17 protein-coding genes, 2 tRNA genes and 1 pseudogene are annotated in these 24,780 nt (G+C 34.4%); 13 read left to right on the forward strand and 7 right to left on the reverse strand.

Going from position 1 to position 24,780, the window contains the following annotated elements:
• Window positions 1–10: 10 nt before the first annotated feature.
• The 5 genes from lon to AAGE00_RS01725 all read right to left on the reverse strand — a co-directional run bounded on the left by lon (window position 11) and on the right by AAGE00_RS01725 (window position 5,978).
• The gene (lon, locus tag AAGE00_RS01705; RefSeq protein WP_213864002.1) at window positions 11–2,467 is read right to left on the reverse strand and encodes an endopeptidase La; all 2,457 of its coding nucleotides are present in this window, start codon (window positions 2,465–2,467) and stop codon (window positions 11–13) included.
• Window positions 2,468–2,482: 15 nt separating this feature from the next.
• Window positions 2,483–3,760 carry an ATP-dependent Clp protease ATP-binding subunit ClpX gene (gene clpX / locus AAGE00_RS01710; protein ID WP_007302000.1) on the reverse strand — a complete coding sequence of 426 codons (1,278 nt, stop codon included), beginning with the start codon at window positions 3,758–3,760 and terminating at the stop codon, window positions 2,483–2,485.
• Entirely contained in the window at window positions 3,760–4,386 is a 627-nt protein-coding gene (gene clpP, locus AAGE00_RS01715; RefSeq protein WP_007301999.1) for an ATP-dependent Clp endopeptidase proteolytic subunit ClpP, read from the reverse strand. The genes clpX and clpP overlap by 1 nt, the downstream gene beginning before the upstream one ends.
• 11 nt (window positions 4,387–4,397) lie before the next feature.
• On the reverse strand, window positions 4,398–5,741 hold the full coding sequence (gene tig, locus AAGE00_RS01720; RefSeq protein WP_341815301.1) for a trigger factor: 1,344 nt from the start codon (window positions 5,739–5,741) through the stop codon (window positions 4,398–4,400).
• A 155-nt stretch (window positions 5,742–5,896) separates the two neighbouring features.
• A tRNA-Leu gene (locus AAGE00_RS01725) sits at window positions 5,897–5,978 on the reverse strand.
• Between the two features lie 256 nt (window positions 5,979–6,234).
• On the opposite strand from AAGE00_RS01725, the gene AAGE00_RS01730 reads away from it, so the two are divergent.
• Entirely contained in the window at window positions 6,235–6,834 is a 600-nt protein-coding gene (locus AAGE00_RS01730; protein WP_019236651.1) for a BON domain-containing protein, read from the forward strand.
• Between the two features lie 212 nt (window positions 6,835–7,046).
• Here AAGE00_RS01730 and AAGE00_RS01735 read toward each other — a convergent pair.
• Window positions 7,047–7,472 (reverse strand): annotated as a pseudogene (locus AAGE00_RS01735) (transposase); the annotation flags it as partial.
• Between the two features lie 81 nt (window positions 7,473–7,553).
• On the reverse strand, window positions 7,554–8,405 hold the full coding sequence (gene prmC / locus AAGE00_RS01740) for a peptide chain release factor N(5)-glutamine methyltransferase (protein WP_019236648.1): 852 nt from the start codon (window positions 8,403–8,405) through the stop codon (window positions 7,554–7,556).
• A gap of 433 nt (window positions 8,406–8,838) precedes the next feature.
• Here prmC and rpsL point away from each other — a divergent pair, with 433 nt between their 5' ends.
• From rpsL to AAGE00_RS01800, 12 genes are all read left to right on the forward strand, one after another.
• Window positions 8,839–9,213, forward strand: coding sequence for a 30S ribosomal protein S12 (rpsL, locus tag AAGE00_RS01745; RefSeq protein WP_010406837.1), 375 nt, complete (start codon window positions 8,839–8,841; stop codon window positions 9,211–9,213).
• 5 nt (window positions 9,214–9,218) lie between these two features.
• Window positions 9,219–9,695, forward strand: coding sequence for a 30S ribosomal protein S7 (gene rpsG, locus AAGE00_RS01750; RefSeq protein ID WP_006014699.1), 477 nt, complete (start codon window positions 9,219–9,221; stop codon window positions 9,693–9,695).
• A 21-nt stretch (window positions 9,696–9,716) separates the two neighbouring features.
• Window positions 9,717–11,792 carry an elongation factor G gene (fusA, locus tag AAGE00_RS01755; RefSeq protein WP_213864004.1) on the forward strand — a complete coding sequence of 692 codons (2,076 nt, stop codon included), beginning with the start codon at window positions 9,717–9,719 and terminating at the stop codon, window positions 11,790–11,792.
• A gap of 12 nt (window positions 11,793–11,804) precedes the next feature.
• Complete coding sequence (gene tuf, locus AAGE00_RS01760; RefSeq protein ID WP_341815302.1) at window positions 11,805–12,977, forward strand: elongation factor Tu; 1,173 nt, start codon at window positions 11,805–11,807, stop codon at window positions 12,975–12,977.
• Between the two features lie 12 nt (window positions 12,978–12,989).
• Window positions 12,990–13,062: transfer RNA gene (locus AAGE00_RS01765), tRNA-Trp, on the forward strand.
• A 19-nt stretch (window positions 13,063–13,081) separates the two neighbouring features.
• The gene (gene secE, locus AAGE00_RS01770) at window positions 13,082–13,282 is read left to right on the forward strand and encodes a preprotein translocase subunit SecE (protein WP_007301991.1); all 201 of its coding nucleotides are present in this window, start codon (window positions 13,082–13,084) and stop codon (window positions 13,280–13,282) included.
• Window positions 13,272–14,108 (forward strand): transcription termination/antitermination protein NusG, encoded by an 837-nt coding sequence (gene nusG, locus AAGE00_RS01775; protein WP_052264680.1) that lies wholly within the window; start codon window positions 13,272–13,274, stop codon window positions 14,106–14,108. The genes secE and nusG overlap by 11 nt, the downstream gene beginning before the upstream one ends.
• Before the next feature lie 2 nt (window positions 14,109–14,110).
• The gene (locus tag AAGE00_RS01780) at window positions 14,111–14,551 is read left to right on the forward strand and encodes a 50S ribosomal protein L11 (protein ID WP_143689749.1); all 441 of its coding nucleotides are present in this window, start codon (window positions 14,111–14,113) and stop codon (window positions 14,549–14,551) included.
• Between the two features lie 4 nt (window positions 14,552–14,555).
• The gene (gene rplA, locus AAGE00_RS01785) at window positions 14,556–15,209 is read left to right on the forward strand and encodes a 50S ribosomal protein L1 (protein ID WP_213864005.1); all 654 of its coding nucleotides are present in this window, start codon (window positions 14,556–14,558) and stop codon (window positions 15,207–15,209) included.
• Between the two features lie 12 nt (window positions 15,210–15,221).
• On the forward strand, window positions 15,222–15,740 hold the full coding sequence (gene rplJ / locus AAGE00_RS01790) for a 50S ribosomal protein L10 (protein WP_007301987.1): 519 nt from the start codon (window positions 15,222–15,224) through the stop codon (window positions 15,738–15,740).
• A 26-nt stretch (window positions 15,741–15,766) separates the two neighbouring features.
• Complete coding sequence (rplL, locus tag AAGE00_RS01795; RefSeq protein ID WP_007301986.1) at window positions 15,767–16,168, forward strand: 50S ribosomal protein L7/L12; 402 nt, start codon at window positions 15,767–15,769, stop codon at window positions 16,166–16,168.
• A 58-nt stretch (window positions 16,169–16,226) separates the two neighbouring features.
• A complete protein-coding gene (locus AAGE00_RS01800) occupies window positions 16,227–24,746 on the forward strand; it encodes a DNA-directed RNA polymerase subunit beta/beta' (protein ID WP_341815303.1) in 8,520 nt (2,839 codons plus the stop codon).
• Window positions 24,747–24,780: the final 34 nt, after the last annotated feature.

The following is a 24,780-nucleotide window of genomic DNA, read 5'->3' on the forward strand; positions in this document are numbered from 1 at the left end:
CCTTTTCAATTTAGTGCTTTAATGTTTCTGATGAAGGGAAGGTATTATCCTTATTTTCTATGGAGGTAGACACACTAATTTCGTTATTATCATCAATTGAAGTAATAGGGTGCATCAAAGCAACTTTTATAACTTCATCAATATTCTCAGCAAAAATTACATTGATTTCTTCTTTTATATTTGCAGGAATCTCTTGCATATCTTTCTCATTTTCACTTGGTATAATCACAGTTTTGATTGATCCTCTTAGCGCAGCAAGCAATTTTTCTCTCAAACCCCCAATAGCCAACACTCTACCACGCAATGTTACTTCACCTGTCATAGCAACACTTTTGTTAACTGGTATATTTGTCATAAGAGAAACAATAGATGTACATACTGCACTGCCAGCAGAGGGACCATCTTTTGGCACAGCACCCTCAGGTACATGCAAATGTATATCATTATTTTGAAATTTTTCGGGTTTTATACCGAAAAATAAACAATTTGATCGCACATAACTATACGCAGCTTTTATAGACTCTTGCATAACCTCTCCAAGCTTTCCTGTGTATTTTATTTCCCCCTTGCCCGGAATTAGGACTGACTCTATCATTAAAATATCACCACCTGTTTCAGTATAGGCAAGACCAGTTACTATCCCTACCAAACTCTCATTTTCTGCAATGCCAAAGGTATACTTACGTACCCCTAGATAATCTTGTAAATTACCAGTCTCTACGGATATTTTCTTATTTTTATCAGTTAATATTGCTTTAACTGCCTTTCTCATGAGTTTTGCAAGTTCCCTTTCCATGCTTCGCACGCCGCTTTCACGTGTATATAAACGTATCAACTCGTATAATGCTTCATTGGTTATTTCCCACTCCTTCTGATGCAAACCATGCTCTTTTTTTAATTTTGGAATAAGGTGATGTGTAGCAATACTGATCTTCTCGTCTTCGGTATACCCAGATAATTGTATAATTTCCATCCTATCACGCAAAGGATGCGGTAAATTTAAGCTATTTGCTGTGGCTACAAACATTACACTTGAAAGATCAAACTCAACTTCCAAGTAATGATCTGTAAAATGTTTATTGTGCTCAGTATCCAAAACCTCAAGTAATGCAGATGCAGGATCACCACGCGAATCAGAACCCATCTTATCTATTTCATCAAGCAGGAAAAGCGGGTTGCATGAATTAGCTTTTTTCATGTGTTGAATGATTTTACCAGGCATTGAGCCAATATAAGTTTTCCTGTGTCCTCGTATTTCAGACTCATCACGTATACCACCAAGAGATATGCGAACAAAATCTCTTCCTACTGCTTTTGCCATAGACTTAGCTAAAGAAGTTTTACCAACACCAGGTGGTCCAACTAAGCAAAGTATAGGACCCTTTATCTCTTTTACTCTCTTTAATACTGCTAAAAATTCTATTATTCTATCTTTTACTTTCTCTATGCCATAATGATTTTCATCTAAGATTTTTTTAGCCGCATTTAAGTTAATTTTTGCATCTTTGTACTTTCCCCATGGCAAATCAAGCAACCAATGCAAGTAACTAGATATAACTGTTGCTTCAGGAGAAATGGGATTCATTTTCTTATATCTCTTTAAGTCAGTTATGGCTTTCTCTTTTGCTTCCTCAGAAAGCTTTGTTTCATTTATCTTTTTTTCAAATTCATTGAGTATATTCCCTTCATCTCCATTTTCAAACTCACCTAATTCTTTCTGTATAGCTTTTAATTGCTCATTAAGGTAGTAAACTTTTTGAGTACTTTCAACCTGTGATTTAATTGTCTTATACAAGCGGTTTTGTGCACTCAAAATACTTATTTCTCTCTCAATAAGAGCAAAAACTTTTTTTAAACGCTCTTTTGGGTTATAAACTTCAAGTATGTTTTGCTTGTCTGATACCTTTATATTTAAGTACGAAGCTATCATATCTACAATTTGATTAACCTCTTTAACTTGATCAATGGGGTCAATAATAATCTCGGGCCGACTTTTCTTGCTTAGTTTACACCAATTGTCAAATGCATCTATAACAGAACGCCTTAAAGCTTCTAAATCAATATTATCTTCATTTTCTCCATACTCATAATGACCATCTAACGCTACTCTGGCCTGTAACAAAGTGTGAGAGCTAATATATTCTATAACTCTTCCCCTTCTTACCCCATGAATCATGACTTTTACTGCATTGTCAGGCAGTTTTATTAATGGTTGTATAATGTTTGCTAACACGCCTACTTCATAAAGATTCTCTGGCTCTGGATTATCAATAGAACCATCTTTTTGTGCTATGAGAAAAATCTCGTTTTGGTGACTACTGCTACTTATTGCATACTCTAGTGCATGAACAGATTTTTCTCTACCTACGAATAAAGGCAACATTATATTTGGAAAAATTACTACATCTCTTAGAGGTAATACTGGTAATACAGTAGAATTAAAGTTTACAGCACGTCCAATACTCATAATATATGCCTCAAATTAATCATTAACCGTTATAACACTACCCTTATTATTATGATTAATCGTCACTTTGCCTAATTCTACCATTTTCTTAGTAACCGTTATAGTGCTACCTTCAAAACCTCCGTTGCCGGATATATACATAACATCAAGCAAAAGTGACTCTAAGATAGCACGTAACATCCTTGCACCTGTTTTATAGCTTATAGCTTTTTTAGCAATAGCTGATATTGCTTCATCTGAAAACTCAAGGTTTACTTTACTAAATGCAAGCAATGCTTTATATTGTTTTACTAGCGCATTTCTTGGCTCTGTCAACACATGTATTAAATCTTCGTGATCCAGCTCATCTAGAACAGCAGTTATTGGAACTCGTCCTACAAATTCGGGTATCAAACCGAATTTGATTAAGTCCTCAGGTTGAGCATCGCGTAAAGCATTTTTTTTCTTTTGTGCTTTAGACTGACTTATATCTGCTCCAAAGCCAACTGATGTTCCCTTTTTTCTTGCCTCAATAATTTTATTTAGGCCTTCAAAAGCTCCTCCACAAATAAATAGTATATTACTAGTATCTACTTGTATAAACTCTTGTTGCGGGTGTTTTCGCCCTCCTTGTGGCGGAACATAAGCAACTGTACCCTCCATAATCTTAAGCAGAGCTTGCTGGACCCCTTCACCTGAAACGTCACGGGTTATTGAAGTGCTTTCAGATTTTCTTGTAATCTTGTCTATTTCATCGATAAACACTATACCATGCTGTGCCTTTGCAACATCATAATTTGCAGCTTGTAATAGACGTGACAACACGCTTTCTACATCATCACCTACATAACCTGCCTCAGTCAAAGTTGTCGCATCGGCCATAGCAAATGGCACATCTGAAACTTTAGCAAGTGTTTTTGCTAGCAAAGTCTTACCAGAACCAGTAGGGCCAATAAGCATTATATTTGACTTCTCAATTTCAATATCACTTATAGAATGAAGTTGCACCATGGATTGACAATGGTTATACATAGCCACAGATAAAACGTGTTGCGCATGTTCCTGACCTACAACATGCTTACTAAGAAAAATTTTTATATCTTCAGGTTTCTTTAGTAATAGCTTCATATCAGATATATGATCTGAATTAAAAGCTCTCTCTTTCTTTTGACTTATTGCTTTATGGGATAACTCTATGCATTCATTACAAATGAACACCTTTAAACCATCTGAAGAGTTAGTAATCAATTTATCTACTTCGTTTTGTGCCTTGTTACAAAAAGAACAGTAGTGTAAATCATTATTGTTATCCATTAAACTACCTTTTGTTTAACTTTAATATTTTCAATCTTCATATCTTTACGCTCAGCTATTACTCTGTCAATTAAGCCAGTTTTCATTGCTTCTTCAGGATCCATGAATTTATCTCTTTCCATCATTTCTTCAATTTTTTTTAGTGAATTTCCAGTATGTTTTTCATAAATTTGATTTAATTTTTTCTTAACTCGCAAAATTTCATTAGCATGTATTTCTATATCAGTTGCTTGCCCATGATAACCACCAGATGGCTGATGTATCATAATTCTTGAATGAGGTAGCGAGTAACGTTTACCCTCCGCACCAGCTGTAAGCAACAAAGAACCCATAGATGCAGCTTGACCTATACACAAAGTTGAAACGTCTGGATTTATATACTGCATTGTATCGTAGATCGACAAACCAGCAGTTACAACACCACCTGGTGAGTTAATATACATACAAATGTCTTTATCGGGATTTTCCGATTCTAAAAATAAAAGCTGTGCTACTATTACGCTGGCCATGTTGTCTTCAATAGGGCCAGTTACGAAAATTATTCTTTCTTTTACTAGCCTTGAATATATGTCATAAGCCCGCTCACCGCGACTAGTTTGTTCAACTACAATTGGTATAAGAGTCATACCTTTTCCTATCAAATATTATCAAATAATTCCTTTAATTCTTTCACAGAAACAATCTGTTCTTCTTTACTAGCTTTTTCTATCATATAATCCGTCACTTTATACTCAAGCGCTTGCCCTCTAACTAATTCCTGAAATTGTCCATCTGATTTAAAATGTTTAAATACCCTGTCAAATGATACATCTTTACTGACATATTGATTTACAATAACATTCATAATATCACTTTGAGTTAATGATATTTCATGTTCTTTACTGAACTCCATGAATAGCATTGCAAGCTTTACGCGTCTTTCAGCTTCTTTACACGAATCATCTTTAGCATTCAACTCTCTTTCCACTCTCTGCTGTTCCTGTTTTACTACTTCTATAGGCAAATCAAAACTATAACTAGCATCCAAACAATCAAATAGCTCTTTCTTAATTAAGAGATCTTCCATTTCTTTACACTGATTATCAATTACTTCTTTTACATGATCTATTAGCGAAGAATGATCTTCAAAACCAATTCTCCTAGCTATTTCATTATCACTTTGCAAATCTTTGGCAACCTGAATGTCATTAACTCGAACAGAAAAAGCAGCCTCCTGTCCCGCAAGGGAAATTACCTGGTAATCTTCAGGAAATCTCAACTTAAAGCTTTTTGTTTCCCCTTTTTTCATGCCAATTAATTGATCTTCAAAACCATTTATAAATGTTCCAGATCCTAAATTAACAGTAAAATTTTTGCCACTTCCACCTTGAAAGAGCTTATTTCTAATTCGCCCTTCAAAGTCAATTATCAGTTTATCCTCGTTTTTTGCTTGATAAGAAGCATCATCAACAGAGACAAAGTTAGGAAATTTTGTTTTTATAGAATCAATAAATTCTTTTATGTCTCCCTCTTTGATTTTTGCCTTAACTTTCTTCAAATTTATTTTATCAAGATCTATTACTGGCACTTTTGGCATCGATTCAAAAGATAATTTGTACAGAAAGTCACCTTTTTTATCCTTTTTATCAAGGTTTGGTAATGACATAATATCAACCTTAGGATGGATGTGAGACTTAACTTCGATTTTTTTCATTAAATCACTTGAGCAATAGTCAATCGTATCGTTTATCACATATTCCAAAGCTTCGTTTTTATAATTTGTAATAACAAGATCGTAAGGCATCTTTCCTGATCTAAATCCAGGAAATTTTGCATTCTTCGCTATTTCTTGTAATCTAGAGTTTATCTTTTGTTCTATATAATCACTACTAACTGTGATTTCATACTCATACTTTAGTTTATCTACACTAAGTTCCTTATAGGTATATATATTACTTAATGTATCTGCTTCGACTGCATTTTGAGGTATATTACTAGACATTACAACCTGTTATCAATATTTTATTTATGTTTTAATAAAGCCATTTTACCAGAATTTAAGTTAAATACAATCCTTAAGAACAGGTTCTTATACAAACAAAAGTGTACTTAGTGATTATAAATTTTCTCTTAAAACCTGAGTTACATGACTTTAAGTGCGGATAGAGGGACTTGAACCCCCACGAGCAAGCTCACCAGGACCTAAACCTGGCACGTCTACCAATTTCGCCATATCCGCAAGAGCCCTTCATTAACTTATAGATAACCACTTCTGTCATCTTATGCAATTTAAAGATTAGATTTTAGTACCACAGACTGAACTTATAATACTGGTTAACTCCACTATGAGTCTAAGCCTAAATTACTTTAACTAACACTATTAAGATAAGTACTGTCTTAGAAATATTCAAGGCTTATTCAATTTATAGTATTTACACAATAAAAAAAGCTTATTAATATTCTTTAATTAAGGCTCTAAACTCTGGAAATTAATAATGAGATTAATAGCAAGCTTCTTACTCGCAATTTTTCTGATTACACAGAGTGGCTGTACGACTCTTGTAAGTGGTATAGTGGTAACAGCAACTGCAGCGGCTACAGCAATAACAATGCAAGATAAATCCTTGGGAAACATTATTGATGATACAACTATAGTAATAAGAATCAATAAGGGACTCTTAAAACACGGACTGTTCTCATCTATAAAAGTTAAAGTGAGTGAAGGAAGAGTATTACTCATTGGAAATGTTGATAATCATGAAAAGCAACTCACAGCAGAGAAAATAGCTTGGCAGCAAAAAGAGATTAAAGAAGTGATAAATGAAATAAGAGTCACACCAATTAAAATGACTTCTATGCTAGATGTTACTGTAGATGGTATGATAACAGCAGAGATAAGCACGAGGCTTCTGGGAAAAAGAAATATTAAATCAATTAATTATAGCGTTAATACAGTTGATAGAGTCGTTTATTTGATGGGTATAGCTCAAAATAAGGCGGAATTAAAAGCTGTAATAGCAATTGCAAGAAAAGTAAAAGGAGTAAAGCAAGTTGTAAGCTATGTGAGATATAGACATAGCAAATTGCGTCATTGATGAAAATTTACTTGAGTGTTAGTACCATGTAGCTAAGCCATAAAACTCCTTTACAAATTTCGTCAGTTCACTCTTATGGTATGTATAACAATGCTACAGAAAATAATATCATAGAATTCAATAGAATAATTCCTAGAAAATCTCTACATACTAAAAAAAAGTAAAATGCTATTTAACACTCCCAAGCTTAAGAATAAATAGCAAACATCTATATCTCGTGCGATATGGCGTTTTATTCCTGAGATTTTTTTACCAGCGTCATAGCCTTTTTCTTCATCAGTGTCTGCGTTCTTTACACTCTGAGTGTCAATTATGCAAAAGCTGATTTTTTCTTTCCAAACATTGTTTTGTCGGACCACACTAACTATTTTTTTTAACATGCACTCCAAAATACTTTTTTTTATTTCCTTTTACTTTTTCACTCCATTTTTGAAATAATCATAACAATTGCGCCGTTTTGGGAAACTCTTTTGGTAGCATCCTCCACTGATAACCACTTTTTAGGGCGTACAACACTCCGCAAAATATATTCATACAAATCAAGTTTTCTTGGTTTTGTTTTTTCCACAAGACTCCAGATCTGGTGAAATAATCTCAAACTTCTCTCGACTTATGTCACTTGGGTATACACTCCTCATATATCCTAATTTATACACTCTATTTCTTACTTTATGCCTTTCTTGAGATTATGAACAGGTTCTTAGAAAGCTAGCGTTCTACTAGTCATGTTCTTTATCTTGCTTTACAACAATGCATCTTTTCATTCCAGCCAAGTCGTATACGTATTCCTGAAAAGCCAGTCCATATAAGGGTATTATTTTGTCAATATTGCTCTGATCTTCGCCTATTTCCAGTATCGCAAACCCATCTTTTTTAAGGCACTTTTTCAATATTGGAAAAATACTCAGGTAACAGCTCAATCCATCGATACCACCATCAAGAGCAATTCTTGGCTCTTTTTGCACTTCAGCTTGCAGATTTTTTAACTTACTTCTTTTAATATATGGAGGATTGCTTATTATAAGATCAAATAAATCTCTACATTCTGTCCACGAATTTGGAAATATTTTAGCTCTGTTGAGAAGATTATGTTTCTTTGTGTTCTGGCAGGTAATTTTGTATGCTTCCAGGCTTTTTTCAAAACCAACTCCAATAGCATATTCATACTCACTCAGTATGGAGATCAACAAACAGCCTGTGCCTGTGCCAAAATCTGCAATTTTTATTTTTTGCTTCTTATTTTGGTAATATTTTAACACTGTTGAAATTACTGTCTCACTATCTGGTCTTGGATCTAGAACATGTTGGTTAACTATAAAATTTTTACTCCAGAATTCACGATTACCTATTATTTGCGATATTGGATATCTTTCTGCTCTTTTTTTTGTTAATTTCCAGAATAGAAGCTCTTTGTTTCTTGGTACCTGATTGGTGTGATTCATGATTGTGAATGATCTTTCTACTCCAAGTACGTACTGCATGATGATTTCACAATCCAAATGTGGTGATTCAATTCTATGTGATGATAGTAGCTTTGACCCTTCTTTAATTAAAGCGCTGATTGTTTTCATTATTCTAAAAACGTGTTCCTTGTATGCAAGAACAGCAAAATTGAATATAGAATTTTGAACTTAGGGTAGCTGTATTAAATCTAAGTGTCAAGAGTAGGATTGTAAAAATCATCTGGCTTTACTGGTAATTCGGTTAGTATTTTTGCATTAATGTTAGAAACTCTTGGCTCTATTATAAGGATTATTTTCTGCATATTCTTTGATAGCCATCACAGTATATTACTTGTTCCATATCTATATTAATTCGACCACAGCAAGTGATAATTTCTTAATATTAAAACCAATATGCGCTTTAGCATATAATTATCAGTAGCTTTCAAAGCAATTGGGCTGAGATTATTAGAGTAGTAATGTTTATTTTTATATTGACTATTGAGGTTTATTATTTTATAACTAAGACTTAGTTATTTTCAGAGTTTTAAATTTACAGTATATGCCTACGATAAATCAATTAATATGTAAGGGTAGATCAGGGTTAACTCGCAAGAAGAAGGTGCCAGCTTTGGGAAAATGCAATCCTCAAAGAAGGGGTGTTTGCACTAAGGTATATACTACAACTCCTAGAAAGCCTAACTCAGCACTACGTAAGGTAGCTAGAGTAAAGATTAGTGGATACGGTGAAGTGACGGCTTATATACCTGGCGAAGGTCATAATTTACAAGAGCATTCCGTTGTTTTAATACGTGGTGGGCGAGTTAAGGATTTGCCGGGTGTACGTTATCACATAATAAGAGGTGCTCTTGATCTACGTGGTGTGCAAAATCGAAAGAAAGCCCGTTCGAAATATGGTGTAAAGAAATCTGGTTAAAATTTATGGCACGTCGTAATAAAGCAAAAAAAAGAACAAGCCCTGACTCTCGTTATGGTAGTGTCTTGCTTATGCGTTTTATTAATATAATTATGAAATGTGGTAAAAAGTCTATTGCAGAAAAGATTGCTTATAGTGCTTTGTCCTTAGCTGAAAAGAAAATAGGCAAAGATGCCTTATCAATTTTTGAAACAGCAGTAGAAAATGTTACCCCTTCTATAGAAGTACGCTCTCGGCGTATTGGTGGTGCAACTTATCAAGTCCCTGTTGAAATTCGTCAAGATAGAGCAATTTCTTTGGCATTAAGGTGGATTGCTAGAGCAACTTCTGCTGCTCGCAAAAAGAGTGGTAGAACTACTGTTTATTGTTTGCAGTCTGAAATATTAGATGCTTATAATAAATGTGGTGGTGCATTTAAGATGTGTGAAGAAAAGTATAAAATGGCTGAAGCTAATAAGGCATTTTCTCATCTTCGTTTTTAATATTAGCTGATTGATTGTGGTATGGAAGTTTTAATATCTAGGTATAGAAATATAGGAATAATGGCTCATATAGATGCTGGCAAGACCACCACAACAGAGCGTATTTTATTTTATACTGGTAAACAAAATAGGATTGGTGAAGTGCACGATGGTGCGGCTTCTATGGATTGGATGGAGCAAGAGAAGGAGCGTGGCATTACAATTACCTCTGCTGCAACAACATGTTTTTGGAATGATCATAGGATTAATATAATAGATACTCCTGGTCATGTTGATTTCACTATTGAGGTTGAGAGATCTTTGAGGGTTTTGGATGGTGCAGTTGCTGTATTTGATGGAGTTGCTGGAGTTGAGCCTCAGTCTGAAACGGTTTGGCGTCAAGCTGATAAATATACCGTTCCTCGTATCTGCTTTGTTAATAAAATGGATAGAATAGGGGCAAATTTTTATCGATGTATCGATATGATAAAAACGAAGCTTGGCGCATCACCTTTAGTTATTCAGTTGCCAATAGGAAGTGAGAAAGATTTTAAAGGCATAATCGATCTTATTTCTATGAAAGCTATTATATGGCAAGAAGAAACATTAGGCGCTAAATTTTCTTATGAAGATATTCCTTCTGATTTGCTTGATAAGGCTCAAGAGTATCGAAATCTTTTATTAGATACTGCAGCTGAAATGGATGATGAGGCGATAAATACTTACTTTGAATCTAACGATCTGCCAATTGATTTGTTGAAAAAGTGTGTGAGAAGCGGGACCATTAAAGGAAAATTTGTCCCTGTATTATGTGGGTCAGCTTTTAAAAACAAAGGCGTGCAATCACTTTTAGATGGTGTGGTTGATTTTTTACCCTCTCCTATTGATGTTGATGTAATTATTGGAACTGATCCTAAAGATTCAGAAAAGAAAATTGAGATCAAACCTTCAGAAAAAGAGAAATTCGTTGCTCTTGCGTTTAAAGTGATGACGGATAAATTTGTAGGTAGCTTGACGTTTATTCGTATTTATTCCGGTAAGTTAAAATCTAAATCTGCTGTATTAAATGCTGGAAAGAATGAGACTGAAGGAATTGGTAGAATGTTGCTTATGCATGCAAATAACAGAGAAGATATAAACGAAGCTAAAGTTGGTGATATAGTTGCCTTAGTTGGATTAAAGAAAACAATTACTGGTGATACTTTATGTTCATCTGATTTTCCTATACTATTAGAGCGTATGGAATTTCCTGATCCTGTTATTGAAATTGCTATAGAACCGAAAACCACCTCAGATCAGGAAAAATTAGGTGTTGCTTTGAATAGATTGGTTGCAGAAGATCCTTCTTTAAGGATGTCAGTAAATGCAGAGAGTGGGCAGACTATATTGAAAGGTATGGGTGAGCTGCATCTTGAGATTATTATTGATAGAATGAAGCGCGAGTTTAATGTTGAAGCTAACGTTGGTGCGCCTCAAGTTGCATATCGTGAAACTATCACTAAATCTGTTGAAATTGATTACACTCATAAAAAACAATCAGGTGGTGCTGGTCAGTTTGCTAAAGTTAAAATAAAATTCGAACCTCTTGAGCCTGGTTTTGGCTTTCAGTTTGAAAGTAAAATTGTAGGCGGTGCTATTCCAAAAGAGTATATACCTGGAGTGCAAAATGGCTTAGAGTTGATAAAAGAAGGTGGTATAATTTCTGGCTTTCCATTGATTGATTTTAAGGCTACTCTTCTTGATGGTGCTTTTCATGATGTTGATTCTAGTCCTTTGGCTTTTGAACTTGCTGCTAAAGGTGCTTTTAAGGAAATGGCAAATAAAGCTGGTCCAAAAATGCTAGAACCTATAATGAAAGTGGAAATCATTACTCCTGAAGAATATATGGGTGATGTTATGGGTGATATAAATAGTAGAAGAGGCAGTGTTGTTGATATGCTGGATTTAGGTAATAATAGCAAAATAATTACTGCTTCGGTTCCTCTTGCAAATATGTTTGGTTATATAAATGTTTTGCGTTCTATATCTCAGGGAAGAGCTCAGTATAGTATGCATTTTTCTTGTTATGAACAAGTGCCACAATATGTGGTTGATGAGTTAAAGTTAAAGTATAATTAAAGGTTAGTAATTATGACAGCGATAGTAGAAGCATTTGGAAAGCCGCATGTAAACGTGGGAACGATAGGACATGTGGATCATGGGAAGACAACGTTAACAGCGGCGATAACAAAGCATTATGGTAATTTTGTAGCATATGATCAAATAGATAAAGCGCCAGAAGAAAGAAAGAGAGGTATAACAATAGCAACAGCGCATGTTGAATATCAAACAGAAAAGAGACACTATGCACACGTTGATTGCCCTGGACATGCTGATTATGTAAAGAATATGATAGTAGGTGCAGCACAGATGGATGCAGCGATATTGGTAGTGTCAGGGGTTGATGGGCCGATGCCACAAACGAGAGAGCATATATTGCTGGCAAAACAGGTGGGTGTTGGATATATCGTGGTATATATAAATAAAGCTGATGTTGCTGATGCTGATATGATAGATTTGGTAGAAATGGAAGTGAGAGAGTTGCTGAATAAGTATGGATTTCCAGGTGATGAAGTGCCTGTGATAGTTGGGTCTGCGTTAAAAGCATTAGAGGATGATAGTAGTGAGTATGGAAAGAAATCAATAGATAAATTGATGGAGAAGTTAGATGAGTATGTGGTAGCACCTAAAAGGCTTATAGATTTGCCGTTTTTGTTGCCAATAGAAGATGTATTTTCAATATCGGGCCGAGGGACGGTAGTAACAGGAAGAATAGAGAAGGGGGAGATAAAGGCAGGAGATGAGATAGAGATAATAGGTCTGAAAGCGACGCAAAAGACGATATGTACTGGTGTTGAGATGTTTAAGAAGTTGCTAGATAAGGGAAGTGCAGGACTCAATGTAGGAATACTACTAAGAGGAACAAAGAGAGAAGAAGTGGAGAGAGGGCAAGTATTGGCAAAACCAGGGACAATAACCCCGCATAGAAAGTTTAAGGCGGAGGTGTATATATTGAAGAAAGAAGAAGGAGGAAGGCATACACCATTTTTTGGAAATTATCAGCCACAGTTTTATTTAAGGACAACGGATGTAACTGGGAGCATAAAATTGCTAGATGGAAAGGAGATGGTAATGCCAGGGGACAATGTAAGTATAGAAGTGGAGTTGCAAGTACCAATAGCAATGGATAAAGGATTGCGTTTTGCGATAAGAGAAGGTGGTAGAACTGTTGGTTCTGGCGTTGTTTCGGAAATTTTAGAGTAAACTTTGAATTATAGGAGTGTAGCTCAATTGGTAGAGCGCTGGTCTCCAAAACCAGAGGTTGTAGGTTCAATTCCTATCGCTCCTGCATTAATATTATGGTAGAAATGTTAAAAAACCTGTATGTTTTTTTTTGCGATATAAAGCAAGAAATAAGGAGAATTGCTTGGATAAAAAAACAGCAGGTATTGTCATCTTTGTTTATTGTAATAACTGTTATATTATGCTTTTCGATTTTCTTTTGCTTCGTAGATTTTATGTCTCTTTACGTAATTAAGACTTTATTTGGAATTATTTATGGAATATAAGTATAAATGGTATATCATTAAAGTCGATTACGGGTATGAGAAGGATATATGCGAGTTGGCAACCAATACTGTTTACTTTAAGGAGGTGTTTATTCCTTATCAGACAGTATGTGATGTAAAATCTGATATAAAAGAGTTATGTGAAGTATATATATGTATGCATCTGTGTGATGAAAGCAAAAATATTTTGAATCAAATGACTGGGTTTTGTGGTGATGAGTCTGGTCATTTTGAGATGATTTCAGATGATGAAGTAATTTTAAAACGTAAGGAATTTAATAGGTATAAGTGGTACATTTTAAGAGTTGCCTCTAATTATGAAGAGAAAGTGCGCCAATATATATTAGAAAATTCTATGAGATTGAATATTAATAATTATTTTAATAGGGTTTTTATTCCTTGTGAAGAATTAAGTGAGATGGATTTAAAATCTAAAAAAAATGCTAAACGAAGGAAGTCCTTTCCTGGTTATGTCTTTTTATACATGAATTTATGCGATGAGGTATTAAATTTTATTAATAATATACCAAAATCTCTTAAGGTTTATGGATTTTTGAAAAATGGTAATGTTCCAAAGGTGATTGAGGATAATGAGATTCGTTCAATGTGTAGTGCGCTTTACAATGCTCAAGAAACGAAAAAGTTGAGTTATGGTTATGAGAAAGGTGAAAAAGTAAAAATTAATGATGGTCTTTTTCAAAATTTTACTGGTAAGGTAGATATGGTAAATGACGAGAAAAAAATTATTAATGTTGAAGTATCAATCTTAGGTAAGCCAACAATAATAGAGCTTGATTTGGCTCAAGTAGAGAAAATAGAGGATTAATTATGAGTAATATAGTTGCTAAGATTAACTTACTTATGGAAGCTGGGAAAGCAGTTCCAGGACCGAAAATTGCTTCAGTACTTGGCCCGCGTGGTATACCTGTTCCTAAATTTTGTGAAGCTTTTAATAAAGCTACTAGCGCTGCTAACGCTAGTTATAAAGTAGGTGATTTAGTAACAGTGAGAATTTCCATAAAGGATGATCGCTCTCATGATTTTACTGTCAGCGGTCCGCCTGTGGCTTATTTGCTTAAGCAGGAAGCTAAATTAAGTAAAGGTTCTGGTAATTCTGGTAAAGAATTAGTGGCTAAATTATCTATGTCTGCTATCATTAAAGTGGCAAAGTGTAAGATGGTTGATATGAAAGTGGATAATGAAGATTCAGCAGTGAAGATGGTTATAGGCACTGCAAAATCTATGGGTATAGAAGTTGTGGAAGGTTAGGTAAATGAGTACATATAATGATAATTCTAAGCAGTGTTTGGAGAAGATTGTTGAGTCTGCTTCAGCAAAATTTAATGAATCAGTTGATATCGCAGTCAATTTAGGTGTAGATTCACGTAAATCTGAAGAGCAGGTGCGTGGTACAGTAGTTTTGCCTAAAGGTATCGGGAAGAATATTAAAGTAGCTGTTTTTGCTCAAGATAAACATTTATTAGAAGCTGAAAAAGCTGGTGCTGATATTACAGGAGGAGAAGATTTAGTTGAAGAGATAAAAAAAGGTAGAAAGTTGAATGTTGATTGGTGCATCACTACTCCTGATTTCATGGCAAAAATCACTCCTATTGCAAAAGTATTGGGTGCTAAAGGGCTGATGCCTAACCCTAAATTTGGTACTGTGACTTCTAACATTGCGGAAGCTACTAAAACCATTAAGTCTGGTCAAATAAAATTCAGGACGGATAAAAATGGGGTTATTCATGGTAAATTAGGAAGTATTAAATTTGATATTGATGATTTGCTGGAAAATTTAAAAGCCTTTCTTAAAGTAATTAGAGACAATAAACCTGCTTCTGTGAAAGGAGTTTACTTTAAAAGCGTTTTTTTAAATTCAACTATGGGTAAAGCTCATAAAATAAACAAAGTAGAAGATATAATTTAAGGGAGCGAAGTTGTGAAGCGTAAAGATAAGGATGAATTTATACAAAACATAATGAATGTGTTTGTAAATAATGATTTCTTAATATTGGTAAATTTCAAGTCTATGAATGTTAGCAATTCATTAATTCTTAGGAATAGTCTAAAATCTGTAATGGGTGGGATGTTAGTAGTTAAAAATACTCTAGCTTGCTTGGCTTTGGAAAGGACTGGTAAATTTTCTTATTTATCAGGTAAATTTTCTGGTTCTGTTGCTATTATATATTCTAGTGCTATAGTAGAAGCTGCAAAGTTAATAGTTGATTTTATTAATGCTAACAAAGAAAAAATGTCTGTGATTTGTGCGGCTCATATAAATGAATTGTTAACAGTGGAAGATGTTAACAAATTGGCTAAGCTTCCCTCTCTGGATGAATTGCGTGTTAAAATTATGCGTTTAATATCTTATGATATTCCTGCTCGGTTAGCATTGTCTATTAATTCATCTTCTATGAGGCTTATGAGAGTTTTGGATTACTATAGTTCTAAAAAATAAATTTGTTGTTAAATAAGGTGGTCAGTATGAATAATGTAACAAGTGATTTGGTTGATAAAATATTATCTTTAAATCTATTAGAAGCTTCTGAACTTGTAAAAGTTCTAGAAGAAAAAATAGGGTTGCCTAGTGGTTCTTTTCTTGGTGGAGCTGTTGGTGCTGGGGTGCCTATTAGTGATAATGCTAATGCTCCTGTTGCTCAAGAAAAAGCTGAATATAAAGTTGTAATCAAAGAGATTGATGCAAGCAAAAAAATAGGAGTGATTAAAGCTATTAGAGAAGTTAATTCTACATTGAATTTAAAAGAAGCGAAAGAATTAGTTGAGTCTTTACCCAAAGATTTGACTGCTAATGTTTCTAAAGACGAAGCAGAAAAAATAAAGCAAAAACTTATTGAAGCAGGAGCAACTAAAGTTGAGCTTGAATAAAATGTTAGTATATTAATTTTATGTTGATATAGCTCTTTTAATTAGTGAAGGTATTTTAATGGTTGATTCTTCTTATATGTGTGCTTCTAGTGCTTTTGTTCCTAGAGTTTCTTATTCCAGGTCGATTGATTTAAAAGATTCTTTGTTGGATTTGGTTAAAGTCCAAAAGGGGTCATATAATTCCTTTACTCCTAATAATGAGAGTAATGAAAGACTTGAAGCTATCTTTCATACAATTTTTCCAATATCTGATCCTTTGCATAGGGCTACTATCGAATTTTTGAATTGTAGGGTAGATGATCTTAAGTATAGTGAATCTGAATGTATAAAACGTGGTATAACTTTTTCTGCTCAGGTTATTGCTTCTATACGTCTTGTTATTATGCAGGATGGTGTTTCTCTTGAAAAATATCAAGAGATTAAAGAAGATGATGATCATTCTAAGCTTGCAACTGTTATAAAATCTGCTGAAGAGCAGGAGGTTCGCTTTTGTGAACTGCCTATGATGACTGATAAAGGTACTTTCATCATCAATGGCGTAGAGAAAGTTATCGTTTCACAAATGCATAGATCTCCTGGAGTGTTTTTTGATAGTGATAGGGGAAAAACTTACAATTCTGGCAAATTGATCTATTCTGCTAGAGTTATTCCTTATAGAGGTTCTTGGCTTGATATTGAGTTTGATGTTAAAGATCATTTGTATTTTCGTATTGATAGAAAGAGAAAGTTGCCAATATCAGTTTTATTAAAGGCTTTGGGCTTATCAAATAATGACATACTTAATAAATTTTATGAAAAAATAGAGTATATAAAACATAAAAGTGGCTGGAGAGTACCTTTTTCCCCTGATAAATTCAAGGGAGTGAGGCTTCCTTTTGATTTAAAGAATGTTGAAGGCAATGTGTTACTTAAAGCCAATGTTCGTATTACTTCAAAATTAGCTAAAAATCTATATGATAACGGATTGAAAGAGTATCTAATTCCTTATGATTCTATATGTGGTTTATTTCTTGCAGAAGATTTAATAGATAGTGCTAGTTCTACAAAAGTCTTATCTGCTGGTGAATCTATAAAATTAGAGGATATAAAAAAGCTTGAATTATTATCTATAGATAAAATATCAGTGTTGAACATAGATAATGTTTCTGTTGGACCTTACATATTAAACACACTTTTCTTAGATGAAAACATGTCTTATGAGAACGCTCTATATGAAATATATAAGGTTTTGCGTCCTGGTGAAGTTCCTGTTTTAAAGATAGTAGAGGAGTTTTTTCGTAATCTTTTCTTCAGTTCGGAATATTATGATTTGTCTAACATTGGTAGATTAAAACTTAACTCTTGCCTTGGGTTAAATTATGAGGAAAATTTAACTACTTTAACACATGAAGACATTATTGAAATTATAAGAAAAATAGTATTGTTACGTGATGGTCAAGGATCTGTAGATGATATTGATCATTTAGCAAATAGAAGAGTCCGTTCAGTTGGAGAGTTTATAGAAAATCAATTTAGAACTGGATTATTAAAATTGGGACGGGCAGTAGTTGATTCTATGTCTACTTCTAGTTTAGATAAAGTCTCTCCATCTGATTTTATAAATCCAAAAGTGTTAACCAATGTCTTAAGAGATTTTTTCAACTCTTCCCAATTATCTCAATTTATGGATCAGACTAATCCATTATCTGAAATAACACATAAAAGAAGGTTGTCAGCGTTAGGTCCTGGTGGTTTAACAAGAGAGAGGGCGGGATTTGAAGTGCGTGATGTTCATCCAACTCATTACGGAAGAATTTGCCCTATTGAAACTCCTGAGGGGCAGAATATAGGCTTAATTAATAGCTTAGCTATATACGCTCGTATTAATAAATATGGGTTCATTGAAAGTCCTTATAGGAAAGTAGTTAATAAGGTTGTTACTGATCAAATTGAGTATCTGTCTGCTATAGATGAAGGTTTATATTATATAGCCGATACCAGCGCAAAGCTTGATGAGAACAACTGCTTTGTTGATGATATGTTATACTGTAGGTATGCTGGTACCTTTGTAATGGTAAATAGTAATCAAGTAAGTTACATTGATTTATCTCCTAAGCAGGTAATATCGGTTGCTGCTTCTTTAATTCCATTTTTAGAAAATGATGATGCTAATAGAGCGTTAATGGGTTCAAATATGCAGCGTCAAGCTGTACCTTTATTGAAGCCTACTGCTCCTTTGGTTGCTACTGGCATGGAATCTTTCGTAGCTTCTGTCTCTGGTGCTGTAGTTTTAGCAAAACGTGGTGGCATAGTTGACAGCTCAGATAGTAACTCTATAGTTATACGTGCTTTTGACAAAGGAGGAATTAACTACTTGGATGTAGATATTTATCATCTAAGAAAATTTCAGCGTTCTAACCATAATACTTGTATTAACCAGAAACCACTGGTGCATGTAGGTGATTGTGTTAAGGAAGGTGATGTGATAGCTGATGGTCCTGCTATTAATAACGGTGAATTGGCACTTGGCCAAAACTTGCTAGTCGCTTTTATGTCTTGGCAAGGTTATAATTTTGAAGACTCAATCATTATTTCTAGTGAAGTTGTTAAAAAAGATCTATTTACTTCTATTCATATAGAAGAATTTGAATGTGTTGTACATGACACTCCTTTAGGGTCGGAAAAAATAACTCGTGCCATACCCGGTGTTAATGAAGAAAATCTTTATCACTTGGATGATAGTGGTATAGTAAAGGTTGGTACAAGAGTTGGTCCAGGTTATATTTTGGTGGGGAAAGTTACACCTAAGCATTCTCTTTCATTGCCTCCTGAGACAAAATTGTTAATGACAATTTTTGGTGAAAAGTCATTTGATTGTGTGGATTCCTCTTTATATACATCTCCAGATATTGAAGGGATAGTGATTGATGTGCAGGTCTTTACACGCAGAGGGGAAGAAGAAAACGAAAGGGCGTTTCTTATTAAACAAAAAGAGGCAAACGACTTTGAGAAAGAACGAGACCATATAATCAATGTTATTAATCAATATTTCTATGATGAATTAAGAAAAATTCTTATTAATTCTGGCTCTCAAGATCGAGAAAGTATTAATTTTATTGAACGTGAGGGATGGTGGGATATAGGATTGAAAAACCAATCTATTTCTAAGCAAGTTGAGAGCTTAAAAAAAGATTTTGATGAAAAAGTATCACATGCGATAGCAAACTTTAAGCGAAAAGTAGAAAAATTGCATGAAGGCTATGATCTGCCTCAAGGTGTGTCGATGTCAGTAAAAGTTTTTATTGCTGTAAAACATAGTTTGCAGCCAGGGGATAAAATGGCTGGTAGACATGGAAATAAAGGTGTGATTTCTCGAGTTGTTCCAGTAGAAGATATGCCTTATTTAGAAGATGGTACTCCTATTGATATTATTCTTAACCCTCTTGGCGTTCCTTCGCGAATGAATGTAGGTCAAATATTGGAAACGCATGTAGGTTGGGCTTGTAAAAAATTAGGAGAAAAAGTAGGCAATATTCTTGATGAGATCAATAAAATCAAACGTGCTTTTTGTGAGGCAATTAGATCTCTCAGTGATGATGATTTTGAAAAATTTGCAGCATTATATCTTGATAATAAAAAATTTGAGGATATTAATGATGATGAAATAACGGCTTCTATTTTAGATACGCCTAATAAGGATGAATTAAATAATGAATTGACTACATTAGTAGAGAATTATTTCAACTCTTGTAAAGATGCACACAGTAGTTTACGTCACTTCCTGATTGAGGTTTATAGTTGTGGCAGTAATTTATCTATTTGTAATAACATTCGCGATATTAATGATAATCACCTCATTGAATTTGCGTATAAGTTGCGTGATGGCATTCCTGTTACTGCACCTGTATTTGAAGGTCCAAAAGATGAACAAATAGTAAAGCTATTTGAACTTGCTGGATTGGATAACTCTGGGCAAGTTGTATTATATGATGGTTGCTCGGGTGAGAAGTTTGATCGCAAAGTTACAGTTGGTTACATGTACATGCTTAAGTTGCATCACTTAGTAGATGGTAAAATTCATGCGCGTTCAGTAGGACCTTATAGCTTAGTTACTCAACAACCTCTTGGAGGAAAGTCTCATTTTGGTGGTCAGCGTTTTGGTGAAATGGAATGTTGGGCATTGCAAGCCTATGGTGCTGCTTACACTTTGCAGGAAATGTTAACTGTGAAGTCTGATGATATTAATGGCAGGGTTAAGATTTATGAATCGGTAATAAAAGGTGACAGTAACTTTGAATGTGGAATTCCTGAATCCTTTAATGTCATGATAAAAGAGTTGCGTTCCTTGTGTTTTAATGTGGATTTGAAGCAAAATGACATAGTAATTGAAGATATATCTCATACTAACATCGCGCAATCTTTTAATGAGGTTAGCATTTCCATTGCTAGCCCTGAAAGTATTAAACGTATGTCTTATGGAGAGATAACAGATGTTTCAACTGCAAACTACCGTACATTCAAAGTTGAGAAAGGTGGATTATTTTGTCCTAAAATTTTTGGTCCTGTCAATGATGATGAATGTTTATGTGGAAAGTACAAAAAAAGAAGACATAGGGGCCGTATATGCGAAAAATGTGGAGTAGAAGTTACATCTTCTAAAGTAAGAAGAGAAAGAATGGGTCATATAGAGCTTGCATCTCCTGTTGCTCATATATGGTTTTTGAAGTCACTTCCTTCAAGAATTGGAGCATTATTAGATATGTCTCTTAGAGATATCGAAAGTATTTTGTATAGTGATAATTATGTTGTAATAGATCCTCTTGTTTCCTCTTTTGAAAAAGGTGAAATTATTAGTGAGAAAGCTTATAATGAAGCTAAAGATAGCTATGGGGTCGATAGCTTTATAGCTATGCAAGGTGTTGAAGCTATAAGAGAATTGCTAATACGCCTTGATTTACATGAAATTAGGAAGAATTTAAGACAGGAGTTAGAGTCTGTTGCTTCTGAAATGAGAAGAAAGAAAATTATAAAGAGATTACGTATTGTTGAAAATTTTATCAAGTCTGGAAACAGACCTGAGTGGATGATACTTACAGCTATACCTATTTTACCACCTGACTTGCGTCCCTTGGTATCGCTTGAAAGTGGTCGACCTGCAGTTTCTGATTTAAATCATCATTATAGAACTATTATTAATCGAAATAATAGATTGAGAAAATTGTTAAGTTTAAATCCTCCTGAGATTATGATTCGTAATGAGAAAAGAATGTTACAAGAGGCAGTTGATTCTCTTTTTGATAATAGTCGTCGTAATGCTCTGGTAAATAAAGCTGGCGCTACTGGATATAAAAAGTCTATTAGCGATATGCTGAAAGGAAAGCAAGGTCGTTTCCGTCAGAATCTTTTAGGAAAAAGGGTAGATTATTCTGGACGTTCTGTAATAGTTGTTGGTCCAACTTTGAAACTAAATCAGTGTGGATTACCGAAAAGAATGGCTCTTGAGCTATTCAAGCCTTTTGTTTACTCAAGGCTTAAAATATATGGAATGGCTCCAACTATTAAATTTGCTAGTAAGTTAATAAGAGCAGAAAAGCCAGAAGTTTGGGATATGCTTGAAGAAGTAATAAAAGAGCATCCTGTTTTGCTAAATAGAGCGCCTACGCTACATAGGCTTGGTATTCAGGCTTTTGAGCCAGTCCTTATTGAAGGTAAAGCAATACAGCTTCATCCACTTGTTTGTACAGCATTTAACGCTGACTTTGATGGTGATCAAATGGCAGTACATGTGCCAATTTCATTGGAAGCTCAACTTGAAGCTAGAGTGTTGATGATGTCAATTAATAACGTTTTAAGTCCTTCTAATGGAAGACCGATTATAGTTCCTAGTAAAGATATAGTGCTTGGTATATACTACCTAACTTTACAGCAACTTAAGAAGGATGATTTACCACTTTTTTGTGCTTTTTGTGAAGTTGAGCATTCCTTAAACAACGGTACTCTGCATATTCATTCTCATATAAAGTACAAAATGGAACACATCAATAGCGATGGAAACATTCAGTATAAAACTATTTGTACAACTCCTGGACGTTTAATATTATGGCAGATTTTTCCTAAACATGAGAATCTAAGCTTCGATTTAATAAATCAGGTATTAACAGTTAAGGAAATAACTAGTATTGTTGATTTAGTATATCGTAGCTGCGGTCAAAGTGCTACAGTGGTATTTTCTGATAAATTGATGACACTTGGCTTTGAGTATGCTACATTTTCTGGTACTTCTTTTAGTCGTTGCGATATGGTCATACCTGAAACTAAAGCTACACACGTTGATTATACAAGGGGTGAAATTAAGAAATTTTCTGCACAGTATCAAGACGGACTAATCACTAAAAGTGAGAGGTATAATAAAGTTATAGATGAGTGGTCTAAGTGCACAGATATAATAGCGAATGATATGTTAAAAGCGATATCTCTGTATGATGAAAATAGTAAGTACAATTCAATATATATGATGGTTAGCTCCGGTGCAAGAGGTTCTACTTCCCAGATGAAGCAGTTAGCAGGAATGCGAGGGTTAATGACCAAACCTTCTGGTGAAATTATAGAAACACCTATAATTTCTAATTTTCGCGAAGGATTAAATGTATTTGAATACTTTAATTCTACTCACGGTGCGCGTAAAGGTTTAGCTGATACTGCACTTAAAACTGCAAACTCTGGATACTTAACTCGTCGCTTGGTTGATGTATCTCAAAATTGCATAGTTACAAAACATGACTGTAAAACGAAAAATGGCCTTATTGTAAGAGCTATAGTTGAAGGTAGTACTATAGTTGCATCTCTAGAGAGTGTTGTACTGGGTAGAACAGCTGCAAATGATATATATAACCCAGTAACCAAAGAGTTATTATTAAAAGCAGGGGAACTAATTGATGAAGGTAAAGTAAAGCAAATCAACATTGCAGGTCTTGATGTTATAAAAATTAGATCGCCTTTAACTTGTGAAATAAGTCCTGGTGTGTGTTCTTTGTGTTATGGAAGAGACCTTGCAACTGGTAAAATTGTTTCAATAGGTGAAGCAGTTGGTGTTATCGCTGCTCAATCTGTTGGAGAGCCAGGTACTCAGTTAACGATGCGTACTTTCCATATAGGTGGGGTAATGACTAGAGGTGTTGAATCCTCAAATATTATAGCTTCTATTAATGCTAGAATAAAATTAAACAATAGTAATATAATTATAGATAAAAACGGAAATAAAATTGTGATAAGCCGTTCCTGTGAAGTCGTTTTAATTGATAGCCTTGGTAGTGAAAAATTGAAGCACAGTGTGCCTTATGGTGCTAAACTTTATGTAAATGAGGGTGAGTTAGTAAAAATTGGTGATAAAGTTGCGGAATGGGATCCGTATACACTACCTATTATTACGGAAAAGAGTGGTACAATATCTTACCAGGATTTAAAAGATGGAATTTCAATCACTGAAGTGATGGATGAATCTACAGGGATATCAAATAGAGTAGTAAAAGATTGGAAATTGTACTCTGGTGTAGCTAATTTACGTCCTCGTATTGCACTGCTTGATGATAATGAAAAAGTAATAACACTTTCAAGTGGTGTGGAAGCATGTTACTTTATACCAGTTGGTGCAGTGCTTAATGTACAGGATGGCCAAAAGGTTCATGCAGGTGATGTTATCACAAGAACGCCGAGAGAGTCAGTTAGAACTCGTGATATTACTGGTGGCTTGCCTAAGGTTATAGAATTATTTGAAGCACGTCGTCCTAAAGAGCATGCTATCGTTAGTGAAATAGATGGCTATGTAATGTTCTCTGAAAAAGACCGTAGAGGAAAACGCAGTATAGTAATTAAACCTGTAGATAAGCAAGCTTCTCCAGTTGAGTATTTAGTATCAAGAAGTAAGCATGTAATAGTTAATGAAGGTGATTTTGTGCGTAAAGGTGATTTATTGATGGATGGCGATCCTGATCTTCATGATATTCTACGTGTGCTTGGGTTAGAAGCGTTAGCACACTATATGATTTCTGAAATACAGCAAGTTTATAGATTGCAAGGTGTGCGCATAGATAACAAGCATTTAGAAGTGATCTTAAAGCAAATGCTACAAAAAGTAGAAATTACCGATCCTGGTGATACTATGTACTTAATTGGAGAAAATATTGACAGGCTGGAAATTGATAGAGAAAATGATGCTATGAATAACTCTGGAAAACGACCTGCTCATTATCTTCCTATTCTGCAGGGAATTACTAGAGCAAGCCTTGAAACTAATTCCTTTATTTCTGCTGCCTCTTTCCAAGAAACAACAAAAGTACTTACGGAAGCAGCATTTTGCGGAAAGAGTGATCCTTTGAGTGGGTTAAAAGAAAATGTTATAGTAGGAAGGTTAATTCCTGCTGGTACGGGTCTGATTATGAATAAGGTGAAAGCACTTTCGCTTTGTGAAAATATAGATAAATATGAAAAATATTTTGATATTGAGACTTATGACGAAAAATTGCTGAGTGATAATAGTTATCAATTACATTCTGATGAAGAAGAGAGTGTGGTGGCATCGCACTATGATCAGTCAAATTGAATATATCTAATGAGGTAGTATGTTTAATCTGTTT

This window comes from Wolbachia endosymbiont (group B) of Aricia artaxerxes, from assembly GCF_964026975.1.
Lineage (GTDB): Bacteria > Pseudomonadota > Alphaproteobacteria > Rickettsiales > Anaplasmataceae > Wolbachia.